Source organism: Kitasatospora sp. NPDC040550, assembly GCF_055594965.1.
Window position 1 is genome coordinate 290177 of record NZ_JBVIWC010000006.1, and the last position, 13667, is coordinate 303843.

Below are 13667 nucleotides of genomic sequence, written 5' to 3' on the forward strand. Positions count from 1 at the left end.
GGAGCGGGCCGAATGGTCTGGACCCTTGCAGCCAACCCGCTGGTCGCGCGGAGGTGTAGGCGGTGTCGATCTATGACCTCATAGAGCCAAGCTATGGCCGGCCCGGGAACTTCCCGGGCCGGCCGGGCGTTAGCTGCCGTCGGCCGGGGCCGCAGGCTCGGCGTCGCGCGCCTGCGGCGGGACGGCCGGTGCGGGGGCCGCCGGGGCCCCCTCGGCGAGCCGGTTCGCGGAGGCCTCGAAGAACCGCAGCATCTCCACCGGGAACGGCAGCACCAGCGTCGAGTTCTTCTCCGCCGCCACCTCGACCACCGTCTGCAGCATGCGCAGTTGGAGGGCCGCCGGCGTCTCGGACATCTTGGCCGCCGCCTCGGCGAGCTTGGCGGCGGCCTGGAACTCGCCGTCCGCGGTGATGATACGGGCCCGGCGCTCCCGGTCCGCCTCGGCCTGGCGGGCCATCGAGCGCTTCATCGAATCGGGCAGGCTGACGTCCTTGATCTCCACCCGGTCGATGTGCACGCCCCAGCCCGACGCGGGGCTCTCCAGCATGACCTCCAGGTCGTGGTGCAGGTTCTCCCGCCCGGACAGCAGGTCGTCCAGCTCGCTCTTGCCGATGATCGAGCGCAGCGAGGTCTGGGCGACCTGCAGCATGGCGAAGTTGTAGTTCTGCACGTCCACGGTGGCCCGGATCGGCTCGATCACGCGGAAGTACAGCACCGCGTCCACGCTCACCGACACGTTGTCCTTGGTGATGCCCTCCTGGGTGGGCACCGGCATGGTGACCACCTGGACGTTCACCTTGCGCATCTTGTCGACCACCGGCACCAGCAGCGTCAGGCCCGGCTCGCGGACCGTCCCGCGCACCCGGCCGAGCCGGAACACCACACCGCGCTCGTACTGCTGGACCACCCGCACGCCGGTCGTCAGCAAGAAGAGGACGACGACCACGGCGGCGATCACGGATCCTGTCACGCCTGTTCCACCTGCTCCCCGTCGCGGTGCGGCCGGGCCGGGTCCGGTGTGGCCCTGTCGCCGGGCGCTCGCCGCGCGCAGCACAGTATGCGCCCGGCCGGGCGGCACGGTAAGGCCCGTGCAGGGATCTTGACGGTGAGTTGACGATCCGTGGCGGCGCCGTGGCGGCGCCGTGGCGGCGCCGGGGCGGGCGCCGGGGCGGGTGGCGGGGCGGGGGGGCGGTGGTCCGTCCCGCCGCCCGGTCGGCCGGTGCGGGCGGTTCAGGCACGGAAGGAGTCCCCGTTGTTCCCGGGTGTTCCCCTTTGTGCGAAGCGGACTTGAGCCTGCGTCAGGGGGATGATCGCAGGCGGCGGACGGGTGATCAAGGTCGGGGTTCCGGGGGCCCGCCCCCGGCTGCTCCGACACGCACGGGCCCTCCCGTTCCTCGACTCGGGATGGGCCGGGCGCTTGGATGGATCCGGCCTGGTCACCGCCCGGACACCGGTCCGGGCACCCCCCTTGGCGAGCCGAGGAGCCACCACCGTGAACGACACCCCCGACCCCACGCCCGATCCCGACCCCACCGCCGTGGCCCGCCGGATCGCCGAACGCCTCGGGCAACTCGGCCTCACCGAGGACGCCCTGGCCCAGCGGGCCGCGATGGCCCCGCAGTACCTGCGCCACCTGCTCGAAGCCGGCCCCGCCTTCGACCCCGGCGGCTTCGTCCGGATCGCCGCCGCCCTCGGCACCAGCCGGGAGGAACTCGTGGCCGGCCGCGCGGACGCGCCGCCCGGCCACGAGGGGCCCGGCCCCCGGCCCCGCCTGCTCGACCTCACCGACGCCGAGTGCTGGGAGCTGGTCGGCACCCACGGGATCGGCCGGATCGGCCTGCCTGTGCGCCCGGGCCCGGCGGTCTACCCCGTCAACTACGTGGTCGACCAGTCCTCCTTCGCCTACCGCACCGGCGAACGCACCGCCACCGCCCCGGAGCCGGGCGCACAGGTGTCCTTCCAGGTCGACCGCATCGACGAGTACCTGGGGCGCGGCTGGAGCGTGCTCGCCCTCGGCACGGCGCGGTACGTCGACGACCCGGCGGAGCTGCACCGCCTCGACGCCCTGCCCGGCGCGGCCCCCTGGGCCGGCGGCGACCGGCCCCGCTGGGTCCGGATCCGCCCGGCCGAGATCAGCGGCCGACGGCTCGTCACCGGCTGAGCGCCACTCCCGCGCGGCTGTTCGGCAAGTTCCTTACCTGCGGAACCAGTTGGTGGAGGCCGTGGTGGGCCGCCGCCGACCGCTGGGGCATACTCCTCGGATGGACGCGACCGCGAGGGACACCTGGACCACCACCACCCACGACTGGGCGGCCGCCGTGGACGCCGACCACCTCGCCGCGATCCGCGCGGGGGCGGACGGCCTGGCACCGGGCGGGGTGGCGCACCTCGTCCTGGAGGTGCTCGCCTACCCGGGTGACGAGGCGGCGGCACGCGGCGCAGGCCGGTGCGTGGTCACGCTGCACGCCGACGGCGCGGTCTCGGTCCGCGACGACGGGCGGGGCACCGACACCCGGGTCGACGAGCGCGGCGAGGTGGTCAAGAAGCCGGTCATGGCGACCAAGGATCTGCGCTTCTTCGACGACCCCGGGGCGGAACTGCTCCCCGACGGGCACCCGCGCCGGGGCATGTCCGTGGTCGCGGCGCTCAGCACCCGGCTGCTGCACACCAACCGCCGGCTCGACGGCGCCTGGACGCAGCGCTACGAGCACGGCCTCCCGGTCACCGACCTCGACCCGATCGAGCCCGACGGCACCACCGGCACCTGCGTGACCTTCCACCCGGACGCCGCGTTGCTCCCGCCGGGCCTCCCGGACGCGGAGCGGCTGACCCGGTGGGCGGCGCACTGGCCCGCCCTGGAGGTCAGGGTCGAACACGGCGCGGCGGCGGGCGACGGGCCGGCGGGCGGCCCGGACGGCGGGGGCGCGGCGCCGGGGCGGGGCGGCGGCCGGAGCGCCGAGGCCGCCTTGTAGCGAGCCGTACCTGCGGCTACGCTCACCGCCATGAAGCAGCTGAACGTCCGACTGGACGACGCCGTGCACGAGGCCCTGGAGCAGCGCGCGGAGGCCGCCGGGATGAGCCTGCCCGACTACGCGCGCAAGGTGCTGGCGGAGGAGGCGGACGAGCGGCGCGAGCGTTTCCTCACCGCCGCCGCCCACTTCGCGCAGGCCTGGGGGCCCGCGTTCGAGGAGGAGTTCGGGCCGTACCCGCGCAGCACCCGCGACGCCACGGCGGACGCCGCGTGATCCTGCGGATCGACCGGGTCTGGCTGCTCGACATCGCGCACCAGTTCCTGCCGAGCGACCCGGACGTCACCGACTACGGGACCCTGGCCGCCGCCGTGGCCCGGCACGCCGACGAGGTGATGGAGGTGCCGGTCTACGGCGCCGTGCACCAGCGGGCGGCCGCCCTGATGCACCAGCTGATCCGGGTCCCGGCACTGGAATCCGCCAACGAGCACTTCGCCGCCGTGGTCGCCGCCTCCTACCTGAGCGCCTCCGGCGTCATCGTGACGGCCGACCCCAAGCAGGCCGTCGAACTGGCCGCCCGGATCCGCGCCGGGAACGCCGGCGTCCGGGAGGCCGCGGCCGCGATCCGCACCTGGTTCCACTGAGCCCGGGGGAGCGGGCCGCGCGCCGCCGCCGGATTCGACGGCGCGCGGTGTGCCCGCCCGCCCCTCAACGGGCCAGCTCCAGGGCCCGGTTCAGGTTGTACTCGGCGATGGCCGCCATCGCCGCCCGGTCGGGGAAGTCCCCGTCGAGCAGCCGGAGCGGGCCAGCGGTCAGCGAGAGCCGCTGCGCCAGCAGGTAGAGGGCGAGCCGGTGTTCGTCCAGTCCGGCCGGTTCCAGCGGGCGGTAGTCCGCGTGCAGCCGGATCCGCAGGAAGACGTGCTCCCACTCGACGTCGAAGTACATTGCGCCCTCGATGTCGATCACCACCGGCCGCCCGGCCGGGTCCACCAGGACGTGGTCGGGACCCAACTCCCCGTGCACCAGCGCGTGTTCGGCGCGCGGCCGGACCGCCTCGGCCAGCGCCGACAGCCGCGCCGCCAGGCGCTCCCGGGCCGCCGCCACCCGGGGATCGCGCGCCGCCGCCTCGGCCAGGTCCCGTTGGGCGCGGGTGAGGACGACCTCCTCGCAGGACGTACCGTTCGATCGGCCGCCCGCGTCGACCACCGCCACCTTGCCGTACCCGGGCGCGCGGTGGCCGCGCATCGCCTCCAGCGCCTCGCCGAGCCGGTCCAGCACCGGGGCCGCGGCCCGCCGGTCGCGGGCGAGCAGGGCCTCCAGGCTCTCGCCCCGGACGTCCTCGACGACGGCCAGACCGCCCCGACCGTGCACCCCTTCGCGGTCGACCAGCCGGATCGCGGGGACACGGACGCCGAGCCCGGCCAGGCGGGTGTGCGCGGCCTCGAACAGGTCGAGGCCGAGTCCGGGGGAGAACGGGTCGGCGAGGTCGTCGTCGCCCTCGGCCGCCGGCCAGTAGTTCTCGCTCCGGTCCCAGCGGTAGGCGACGGCCGTGGTGGCGTCGTCCAGCAGCAGGCGGTAGACGCCCTTCTTGCTGCCGCCCGCCAGCCGCCGCACGGCGACGAGCCGCCGTCCACCGCCCAGGGCGGCCCGCCCCGCACTCGCCAACTGCGCCCGTACCGCTTCCGTCTCGGCTGCCATCCGGCTGCTCCGCCTCCCCTGTGAGCACGACCTGGGCACCCTACCCGGCCCCGACGGTGTCCGGCGGGCCCGGTCGGGGGTGTCAGCCGCAGGGGCGGTGGTAGGGGGTGCCGGGGAAGTACTGCTTCCACTGGGCCTCGGTGATGGTGGCGCCCGCGACGTCGCAGAGGTGGCGGGTGAGGCGGTCGATGTCGGGGTCGAGGATGGTGACCCGGCTCGGGTCGCCGTCTCCGGCGGCCTCGTCGATCACCAGGCTCCTCCCGTCGGGGCTGAACCCGAGGGAGGGGACGTAGTGCTTGGGAGTCTGTACGGCGACCTCGGTCGGGGCGTGCGGGTCGGCCACCTGCCAGAGGTGGATCCGGCCGCCGTTGTTGAGGGCCGAGCGGTCGGCCAGGGCCCTGCTGAGGAGCAGCCGGTTGTCCGGGCTGAACTGGAGGTTGAACTGCTTCTGGGCGACGAGGGAGCCGGCCGGCTGCGGGTGGTGGATGTCGGTGACGTCCCACAGGTCGACGGTGTTGTCGTTCGACACCGCGAGGGTGCGCCCGTCGTGGCTGAGCGCGAAGTCGGTGACGGGCCCTTCGGGGAGTGCCCCGTGGTCGGGGTGCTGGGGGTCGCCCAGGTCCCAGAGCTGGATGGTCTTGGGGTTGGAGCCGGGGAGCCTGGCCAGGGCGATCGCGAGCCGGTTCTGAGCCTGGTCCTCCTGGACCACGGTGGTGCCGGGGTCGATCGGTGCGGCGGCCGTCGGATGCGCGGGGTCGCGGAGGTCCCAGACGCTGATCCGGTGGCCGTCCCTCCGGTCCAGCGAGACCAGATTCCGGTTGACGAGGTGGAGTTGGCCGGGAGGCCGGGGGGAGGGGATGGTGGAGAGCTCCTTCGGGGCGCTCGCGTCGGAGGCGTCCCACACGTGGATCCGGCCGTCGCGGCCGTTGGCCACGACCAGTCCGTCCCGGGTGTCCAGGTCCGCCATGAAGTCGGGGAGCACGCCGGTGTGGTCCAGGGGTTCGGAGAGCGCGTTGAGCGTGCCGCCCCGACGGGGGTGGTCCGGGTCGGAGACGTCCCAGAGGAGGGGGAGCGCGACGTCGCTGTACGTGAGCAGGGTGTGGTCGTCGACGGCGCGGACCGTCCCGCCGTTCAGGCCCGTCAACGTCCCGGCCTGCCTGGCGTCGTAGGGCCCGTCGGTCCGCCACAGGCGGTACTGCCGGGCGTTGTCGGTGCTGCGCCCGGGCGGTGGGTCGAAGGCCCAGGCGAGGGTGCGGCCGTCCCGGGTGAAGTTCCCGTAGGCGCCCGTGCCGGACAGCACGGTGGCCGGTGCCGGGTGCCAGCGCCGGAGTGCCGTGCCGGCGCTGAGCAGGGACGAGCCGCTGTCGTCGAGCGCGACCGCGTAGACGGTCTCCGAGGTGGGGTAGTCGACGACGGTGACCGGGGAGCGCGGGTCGTGGAGGTCCACCGTCTGGGCGTGGCCGGTGAAGTAGTCGTCGGAGCGGGAGGAGCCGAACGCCAGGGTCCGGCCGTCCGGGGAGAAGGCCAGGGCGGCCACGGTCTGCTGGGAGTCGATCGTCACCGGGGCCGAGGTGTCGTAGGAGGCCTGGTTGACGGGGGCGGGCTTGGCCGGGTCGGTGGTGTCCCACAGGCGAACGCCACGGCCGTTCGCGCCGAGGGCCAGCAGCGGGGCCCGGGGGCTGAACGCCAGGCCGAGTCCGTGGCTGTCGGCGATGCTGCCGGTGAGCGCGGGTTCGGCCGGGTCGGCGACGTTCCACAGCTGGACGGTGGTCGAGTCCTCGGACTCGGCGTGCAGGAGGGCGAGCAGGCGTCCGTCCGCGCTGAACGCGCCGGACTGCTGCGTACCGGTGGCGGTGGGCAGGGTGGCGGCCCGGGCGGGGCGCCGGGGGTCGGTGAGGTCCCAGAGCGAGGAACCGGCCTTGCCGAGGACGGCCAGCCGGTGCCCGTCCGGGCTGAGCGCGAGCGCGCCGGAGGTGCCGGGCAGGAGGGCGAGGGACTCCGGACGGGTCGGGTCCGCCACGTTCCACAGGCGCACCGAGGTGTCCGTGTCCTCGGCCGCGAGCAACCGGCCGTCCGGGCTGAGCGCGAGGCCCACATGCTCGGTGGTGGTCCGGGTGGTCGAGAGGGCTTTCGTCTCGCGCGGGTCCGAGAGGTCCCAGAGCCGGACGCTCCGGTCGCTGCCCGTGCCGGCCAGCAGGTGCCGTAGGGCACTGTGGGCGAGGTTGCGGACGGTGCCGGTGGGTGCGGCGACCGGCGTGGAGTAGGGTGCCAGCGCCGAGTCGAACAGGCTGCCGCGCGCCTCCGGAGTGTCCGCGATGTGCCGTGCGGACAGGGCGAGTTGGAGCGCCAAGGTCGGATCGGTGGCCCGGATCTGGCCGGCTTCCTGAGCTCCCACCTTGGAGGCGAGGAGGTCCCGCTGCTCGTTGGCCAGCCGGTTCTGCCAGGCCGCCGTGCCGACCCCGGCGACCGCCACCATCAGCAGCACGGCCAGGACGCCGGCCAGGGCCCGCAGCCGTGTGGTGCGGCGGCGTTCGGCGCGCCGTTCGGCGGCCTGCCGGGCCTGGCCGGCGGCGACGAACTCGCGGGCCACCGGGGTGGTGCCGTGCCGCTGCGCGGACTCCTCGACCCACTGGACGGCGGCGGCCAGTCGAACGCCCCGGTACAGGGCCCCTTCGTCGCGCCCGTCCCGCTCCCAGGCGTCCGCTGCGTCGTGCAGCCGCTGGCGCAGCAGCAGGCCGGCCCGGTCGTGCTCGATCCAGTCCCGCAGCTGCTGCCAGGCGCGCAGCACCGCCTCGTGGGCGAGTTCGGCGTGGCCGTCGTCGGCGACGACCAGCCGGGCCCCGACGAGTGCGGAGAGCGCGGCCTGCGCGGCCGGGTCCGCGTCGAGGCCGAGCTCGGCGAGCGGGACCCGCCGGCGGGTGTCCTCGGCGCCGTCGACCACGTGCACCATGCGCAGCAGGAGCTGCCGGGCGGCCCGCCGCCCGTCGGCGTCCAGCGCGTCGTAGGTGGCCTGCGCGGTCTGGGCGACCGCGCCCCAGATGCCGCCCGAGGCCTGGTAGCCCGCCATGGTGAGCATCCGGTCCGCGCGCTTCTGCCAGGTGGCCAGCAGCGCGTACGAGAGCAGCGGCAGCGCGGCGCCGGGGCCGCGCGGGCGGTCGCCGCCGGTGCGCAGGTCGCGCAGCAGCAGGTCGACCAGGCCGGGTTCCAGGCTCAGCCCGGCGAGCAGCGCGGGCTTCTCGACGGCGTCGCGCAGTTCGCCGGTCCGCATCGGGCCGACCAGGACCTGGCCGTCCTGCAGCGCCTCCGCCAGCGCCGGGTGGGCCGCGCAGTGGCCGTAGAAGTCGGCGCGCAGCCCCAGCAGCACCACCGCGCGGGGGAGGGCGTCGGGCTCCGGCCCCCGGGCGCAGGCGGCGGACAGGGCTGCGACGAAGACCTCCCGCTCGCGCTCGTCGGTGCAGGCGGTGAACAGCTCCTCGAACTGGTCCACCACCAGGACGGGCCGGGTCCCGTCGGCGGGCAGCCGGGCGAGGACCGTCTCCGGCGCGGCCATCAGCTCGGTCCGGATCGCCTCGGGACCGCCGAGGTGGGGTCCGCCCGGTTCGGTCAGCTCGGCCAGGGCGTGGGCGAGCCGCGTCACCGGTCGCTCGCCCGGGGTCAGCACCACGCGCGGCCAGCGCCAGGCCTGGAGCTCCCCGGGCAGCCCGAGGTCGAGCGCGGGCAGCAGCCCGGCGCGCAGCAGCGAGGACTTCCCGGCGCCGGACGGGCCGACCACCACGAGCGGTCCGCCCCGGGCGAGCCGCGCGGCCACACGGGAGACCAGCGTCGCGGTCAGCGCCTCGCGGCCGAAGAAGTACGGGGCGTCCTCCGCGCCGTACGCGGCCAGGCCCCGGTAGGGGCAGGCGCCGGGGTGGGGCTCGGGCGGGCGGGGACCGGGCGGCGGATCGTAGGCCGGGTTGGGCGCGAGGACCAGTTCGCCGGCCCGTCCCTCGGCCTGGCGGCGCGGCGCCGGGAAGCCCCGGTCGCGGAGCGTGCGGGACAGCGCCCGGTGGACGTCGTCCAGGGTCAGCTGCGGCGGGCCGATCGGGTCGCCCTCGCGCAGCAGGCGCAGCAGCTCGCCGCTGAACGCGGTGTACGCCGCGCCGGGCGGGGCGAGGGCGAGCTCCTCCGGGGCGGCGGAGGCCAGGACGAAGCCGCCGCCGGGATGGGCGGTCTCGAAGGCGTGGCCGGCCCGGCCGACGGGCGCGGCCCGGCCGGAGAAGCAGCAGTCCAGGACGAGCACGACCGAGCGGGCCCGGGAACCGGCCAGCGTCCGGCGCAGGGTGGCGTAGCGCAGCCCCTTGTAGGCGAGGCCGCGGGTGAGGTGGTCGGTGACGTGGGTCGCCAGGTACAGCTCGTTGTCGTCGTCGACCAGGCCGTGGCCGACGTAGTACACGAGCAGCACGGAGTCCGCCGACTCCGCGGCGGCGGTCAGGGCCTCGCCGAGCACGACGGGGTCCTCCGGGTCGAGCACGGTCCGGACGTGTTCGGGGGCGAGGCCGCAGTGGTCGACCAGCGCCCGCTCGACGGCGCGCACGGTGGCGGCCGCGGCCGGGACGTCGGGCAGGACGGAACCTGGGACGTGGGTGCCGCTCCCGATGACCAGGGCCCGGGCACCGGGGAGGCCCAGGGGCAGGCCGGCGCCGCTCACCGCCGGGTCACTCCCCGCCGTGTCGTTCGTCGTCGGGGCGCTCGTCGTCGGGGCGTTCGTCGCCGGCCCCGGGCAGGGCGGCCGGCCCGGGGCGCTCGGCCAGCGACGCGCCCACCTCGCGGACGAGGGCGGCGACGCCGTCCGCGTTCAGGCCGTGCACCGCCGTGGCCCGCAGTTCGACCGAGCTGCCGTCCGCGCGGGTCACCTGGACCACCGTGTCGCCGGCCCGGCGCCGGATCCACGCGATCAGCGCGCTGGTCAGGCCGGACACCGCCCCACCGGCACCGACGGCGACGGTGAGCACGTCGGCCAGGGTGCCCAGCGAGCCGGGCTGCGGCGGCGCGGCCTCCAGCTCGACCCGGCCGCGCAGCTCCTCCTCCGCCCGCAGCCAGGCGAGCAGGGAGGTGGCGGCGCCTCGGTCGGCGTCGGTGACACGGATGCGGAGCGGTTCGTCCACGGTCCCCCCAGGAGTCAACGGTGCACGCTGTGTTGACCTAGCGTCACAACAACGAGTGGTCCGGGTCAAACCCCGTGGTCGGGGGCCCGCGGTGGTCGTTCGTGAGCCCCGTTGGGCCGAACGGGTGAGCGGTGGGTGTGGGACGCGTGGGGTCCGGCGCAGTCCGTGGCGGCGACGCGGCGGTGGCGTGTCGGGTGGCGGATCCCCGGACGGGACGCGAGGGTGACTGGCGGGGGACCTCACGAGGAAGAGGAAAGAGCGAGCAATGCCCGAAGTCACCACCCCGTACGTGACCGGCACCCCGTGCTGGGTCGATCTGATGGCGAAGGACCAGCAGGCCGCGCTGGACTTCTACCGCGACCTCTTCGGCTGGCAGGGGCAGCCCGGCCCGGCCGAGTTCGGCGGCTACGCCGTCTGCGAGCTCAACGGAAAGGCGGCGGCCGGCATCGGCCCGGCGATGGCCCCCGAGGGCATGCCGGAGCCGCCCACCGTATGGACCAGCTACCTGGCCACCACCGACGCCCAGGCCACCCAGGACGCCATCGTCGGGGCGGGCGGCACCCTGTTGGCCCCGGTGATGGACGTCGGCCCGCTGGGCCGGATGCTGATCGCCGCCGACCCGCAGGGCGCGGTGTTCGGCGTCTGGCAGCCGGGCGAGTTCTCCGGCGCCCAGGTGGTCAACGAGCCCGGCGCGCTGACCTGGAACGAGCTGCACACCAGCGACGTCCCCGGCGCCACCGCCTTCTACGGCGAGGCCTTCGGCATCGAGATCGAGCCGGCGGAGGGCAACGACCAGTACTGGGAGCAGAAGGTCGGCGGCCGCTCCGTCGGCGGGGTCTCGCTGCTCGCCAACGACCCGCCCGGCACCCCCGCGCACTGGCTGACCTACTTCGCGGTCGACGACGTGGACTCCTGTGCCGACGCCGTGGTCAAGCGCACCGGCACCGTCCTCGCCCCGCCCTTCGACATGGTGGCCGGCCGGATGACGGTGGTCGCCGACCCGCAGGGCGCGACCTTCGCGATGATCAAGCTCGCCCCGATGTAGGTCACCCAGGCTCTGGTTCCGGCCACGCCCCGCCCGTGGCCCGCCCCGCCCGCCCGGGCACCTCCGGGCGGGCGGGGCGCGTCACCGTCGGGGGAGGCCGAGGGGACCGGGGGGACGGGACGGACGGGACGGACGGGACGGACCGGGGAGGACGACCGCCTCCGCGTCGAGGGGCCGGTCAGGTGGTGGCGGGGCCGAACCAGCGGGTGAGTGCCCCGTCCAGGGTCGGCTGGTCCTCGCCGAGCCAGGCCACGTACCCGTCCGGGCGGAGCAGGACGGCGGGGGCGTCGAAGTCCTCGGCGGGGTCGGTGACGTGGTCGACGCGGTCGGCCCAGCCGGTCACCGACAGGGCGCCCCCGGTGGCGTCGAGCAGCAGGGCCCGTCCGCCGTGCATCCGCTCGTACAGGCGGCCGCTCTTCAACCGGACGTCCCGCAGCCGCCGCCCGAGCAGTTCGGGGCCCTCACCGAGGTCGTAGCGGACACCGACGCCGAAGACCATCTCGGTCATGTAGCGGTTCACCTCCTCGAAGTCCATCAGCGTGGAGAGCAGTTCCCGCAGCGCGACGGCACCGGGCTCGGAGCCCAGCAGCGTCATCTGAGCGCGGGTGTTGGCCAGGACCCGGGCGCCCACCGGGTGGCGCTCGGCGTGGTAGCTGTCCAGGAGGTCCTCGGGGGCCCGGCCGTGGACGGCCGCGGCGAGCTTCCAGCCCAGGTTGTAGGCGTCCTGGATGCCGAGGTTGAGGCCCTGCCCGCCGGTGGGCGGGTGGATGTGCGCCGCGTCGCCGGCCAGGAAGGCCCGGCCGACCCGGTACCGCTCGGCCTGCCGGGTCGCGTCGCCGAAGCGGGAGAGCCAGCGGGGCGAGTGGGCGCCGAGGTCGGTGCCGGCGATGGCGCGCAGCTGCTGCCGGAACTCCTCCAGGGTGGGGCCGTCGGTGCGGTCCTCGGCGACGTCCGGGGCGGGCACGATCACCCGGTACAGCCCCTCGCCCCGGGGGACGGCGCCGAAGCGCAGTTCGGTCCGGCGGACCCGCGCGACCACCTCCTCGACGGTCGCCGGGTCCTTGGCCAGCGACAGCTCGGCGAGCAGGGTGTCGACCCGGGACGGCTCGCCGGGGAAGTCGACACCGAGCCGGCGGCGCACCGTGCTGCGGCCGCCGTCGCAGCCGACCAGGTAGCGGCAGCGCAGCCGGGTGCCGTCCGCCAGCTCGACCGTGACCCCCTCCTCGTCCTGGTCGAGCCCGGCCACCTCCCGGCCGCGCCGGACCTCCGCGCCGAGCTCGGCGGCGTACGCGCCGAGCAGCCGCTCGGTGACCGGCTGCTCGACGGACAGGCCGTACTCGTGAGCGGTGTCCATGGTCTCCGGCCACGGCTTGTGGATGTGGCCGAAGAACCCGCCGATCCGGAACGTGCGGCCCTCGGCGAGGAACCGGTCCAGCAGCCCGCGCTGGTCCATCATCTCCACGCTGCGCACGTGCAGGCCCTGCCCGCGGGACTCCGGGGTCGGCTCGGTCAGCCGCTCCAGGACGACCACCCGGACGCCCTGCAGCCGCAGTTCGATCGCCAGCATGAGGCCGGTCGGCCCGCCGCCGACCACGATCACGTCGATCATCGGAACATTCCCCCAGTGAGTGTCGAACGAGGCCGGTAGTCCGGGCACCAACCTACGTAAGGTGCGAATCGTACGTATCGCCAGGTTCCGGCCTCGGTCGACGATTGTGCGCCCCGAGGGGGGCCTTGCCGCAAGGCCCCCCTCGCGCGGTACCTTGACAGTGGCGGGGAGGCTCTGACCTCCCTGCCTTCGCCGTCTCCGGGGCCGACCGAGCCCGGACGACCGGCCGGGCTCAGTCGGCCAGGGCGCGGCGGAGGACGGCGCCGAGTTCGGCGTGTTGGCGCTGGGAGATGTCGGCGGACACGATGGCGTGCGAGCCGTGGAAGGTGCCCGGCCACTGGTGCACCTCGACCGAGACGCCCGCCTGGAGCAGGCGCAGCGCGTAGCCGAGGTCCTCGTCGCGGTTGGGGCAGTACTCGGCGGTGGCGATGTAAGCCGGTGGCAGGCCGGTGAGGTCGGTGGCGCGGGCCGGGGCCGCGTACGGGGTGGCGGGCCGGCCGCCGAGGTAGTGCCGCCAGGCGTCGATGGCCTTGGCGCGGTCGAACCAGGGCGTGTCGGTGAAGTTCCGTGCCGACCAGGTGTCGTGCCGGTCGTCCAGGCCGGGCTGGTTGAGCAGTTGGAAGCGGATCGCCGGCCCCTGCTCGTCGCGCACCCGCAGGGCGAGTCCTGCCGCGATCCCGGCGCCGGCGCTGTGGCCGCCGACCGCGATCCGGTCCGGGGCGATGCCGAGCTCCGCCGCGTGGTCGACCGTCCAGCGCAGGACGGCGTGGGCGTCGTCCAGGGCGGCCGGGTGGGGGTGTTCGGGCGACAGCCGGTAGCCCACCGAGATCACCACCGCGCCGGAGCCGACCGCGAGCCGGGCCGCCCACGGGTGCTCGGTCTCCACGGTGCCCATGACGAATCCGCCGCCGTGCAGCCAGACGACCGCTCCCCGGGCCCCGGTGGGCCGGTAGATCCGGACCGGGACCGGGGGGTCGGCGGGCACCGTACGGTCCTCGACCACCATGTCCCCGAGGTCGGGGACCGGTACGGAGGCGGCGAGTTCGGCGAGTTGCCTGCGGGAGTCGGCCGGGGAGGAGAGGTCGGACTTCGGGAACAGCGGGACGAAGGCTTCGAGTTCGGGATCCATGCCGATCATCCTGGCGGCCGCGCGGGGGCCGGTCATCCGCCGTCCGTCGCGTCTCCCGCGCCGATCGCGCGCCG

Annotated in this window: 11 protein-coding genes; 5 read left to right on the forward strand and 6 right to left on the reverse strand. The window is 75.3% G+C overall.

The window, feature by feature from the left end; all coding sequences use genetic code 11:
- Nucleotides 1–129: 129 nt before the first annotated feature.
- A complete protein-coding gene (locus tag ACZ58X_RS12310; RefSeq protein ID WP_470333605.1) occupies nt 130–969 on the reverse strand; it encodes a slipin family protein in 840 nt (279 codons plus the stop codon).
- A gap of 522 nt (nt 970–1491) precedes the next feature.
- On the opposite strand from ACZ58X_RS12310, the gene ACZ58X_RS12315 reads away from it, so the two are divergent.
- The 4 genes from ACZ58X_RS12315 (at nt 1492) to ACZ58X_RS12330 (ending at nt 3612) form a co-directional block, all read left to right on the forward strand.
- The gene (locus ACZ58X_RS12315; protein ID WP_470333606.1) at nt 1492–2160 is read left to right on the forward strand and encodes a pyridoxamine 5'-phosphate oxidase family protein; all 669 of its coding nucleotides are present in this window, start codon (nt 1492–1494) and stop codon (nt 2158–2160) included.
- A 100-nt stretch (nt 2161–2260) separates the two neighbouring features.
- Nucleotides 2261–2971, forward strand: coding sequence for an ATP-binding protein (locus tag ACZ58X_RS12320; RefSeq protein ID WP_470333607.1), 711 nt, complete (start codon nt 2261–2263; stop codon nt 2969–2971).
- Between the two features lie 30 nt (nt 2972–3001).
- A complete protein-coding gene (locus tag ACZ58X_RS12325; protein ID WP_350508867.1) occupies nt 3002–3244 on the forward strand; it encodes a plasmid mobilization protein in 243 nt (80 codons plus the stop codon).
- Nucleotides 3241–3612, forward strand: a complete 372-nt coding sequence (locus tag ACZ58X_RS12330; protein ID WP_470333608.1) for a fic family toxin-antitoxin system, toxin component — start codon at nt 3241–3243, stop codon at nt 3610–3612. The genes ACZ58X_RS12325 and ACZ58X_RS12330 overlap by 4 nt, the downstream gene beginning before the upstream one ends.
- A 64-nt stretch (nt 3613–3676) precedes the next feature.
- Here ACZ58X_RS12330 and ACZ58X_RS12335 read toward each other — a convergent pair whose 3' ends face one another.
- From ACZ58X_RS12335 to ACZ58X_RS12345, 3 genes are all read right to left on the reverse strand, one after another.
- Nucleotides 3677–4666, reverse strand: coding sequence for a phosphotransferase family protein (locus ACZ58X_RS12335; RefSeq protein ID WP_470333609.1), 990 nt, complete (start codon nt 4664–4666; stop codon nt 3677–3679).
- A gap of 82 nt (nt 4667–4748) precedes the next feature.
- A complete protein-coding gene (locus tag ACZ58X_RS12340) occupies nt 4749–9353 on the reverse strand; it encodes a caspase, EACC1-associated type (protein ID WP_470333610.1) in 4605 nt (1534 codons plus the stop codon).
- Nucleotides 9354–9360: 7 nt separating this feature from the next.
- Nucleotides 9361–9810 (reverse strand): effector-associated constant component EACC1, encoded by a 450-nt coding sequence (locus ACZ58X_RS12345; protein ID WP_470333611.1) that lies wholly within the window; start codon nt 9808–9810, stop codon nt 9361–9363.
- A gap of 265 nt (nt 9811–10075) precedes the next feature.
- Here ACZ58X_RS12345 and ACZ58X_RS12350 point away from each other — a divergent pair, with 265 nt between their 5' ends.
- Nucleotides 10076–10855, forward strand: coding sequence for a VOC family protein (locus tag ACZ58X_RS12350; protein WP_470333612.1), 780 nt, complete (start codon nt 10076–10078; stop codon nt 10853–10855).
- Nucleotides 10856–11033: 178 nt separating this feature from the next.
- Here ACZ58X_RS12350 and rox read toward each other — a convergent pair whose 3' ends face one another.
- Entirely contained in the window at nt 11034–12464 is a 1431-nt protein-coding gene (gene rox, locus ACZ58X_RS12355) for a rifampin monooxygenase (RefSeq protein WP_470333613.1), read from the reverse strand.
- A gap of 232 nt (nt 12465–12696) precedes the next feature.
- Nucleotides 12697–13593, reverse strand: a complete 897-nt coding sequence (locus ACZ58X_RS12360; RefSeq protein WP_470333647.1) for an alpha/beta hydrolase — start codon at nt 13591–13593, stop codon at nt 12697–12699.
- Nucleotides 13594–13667 lie beyond the last annotated feature (74 nt).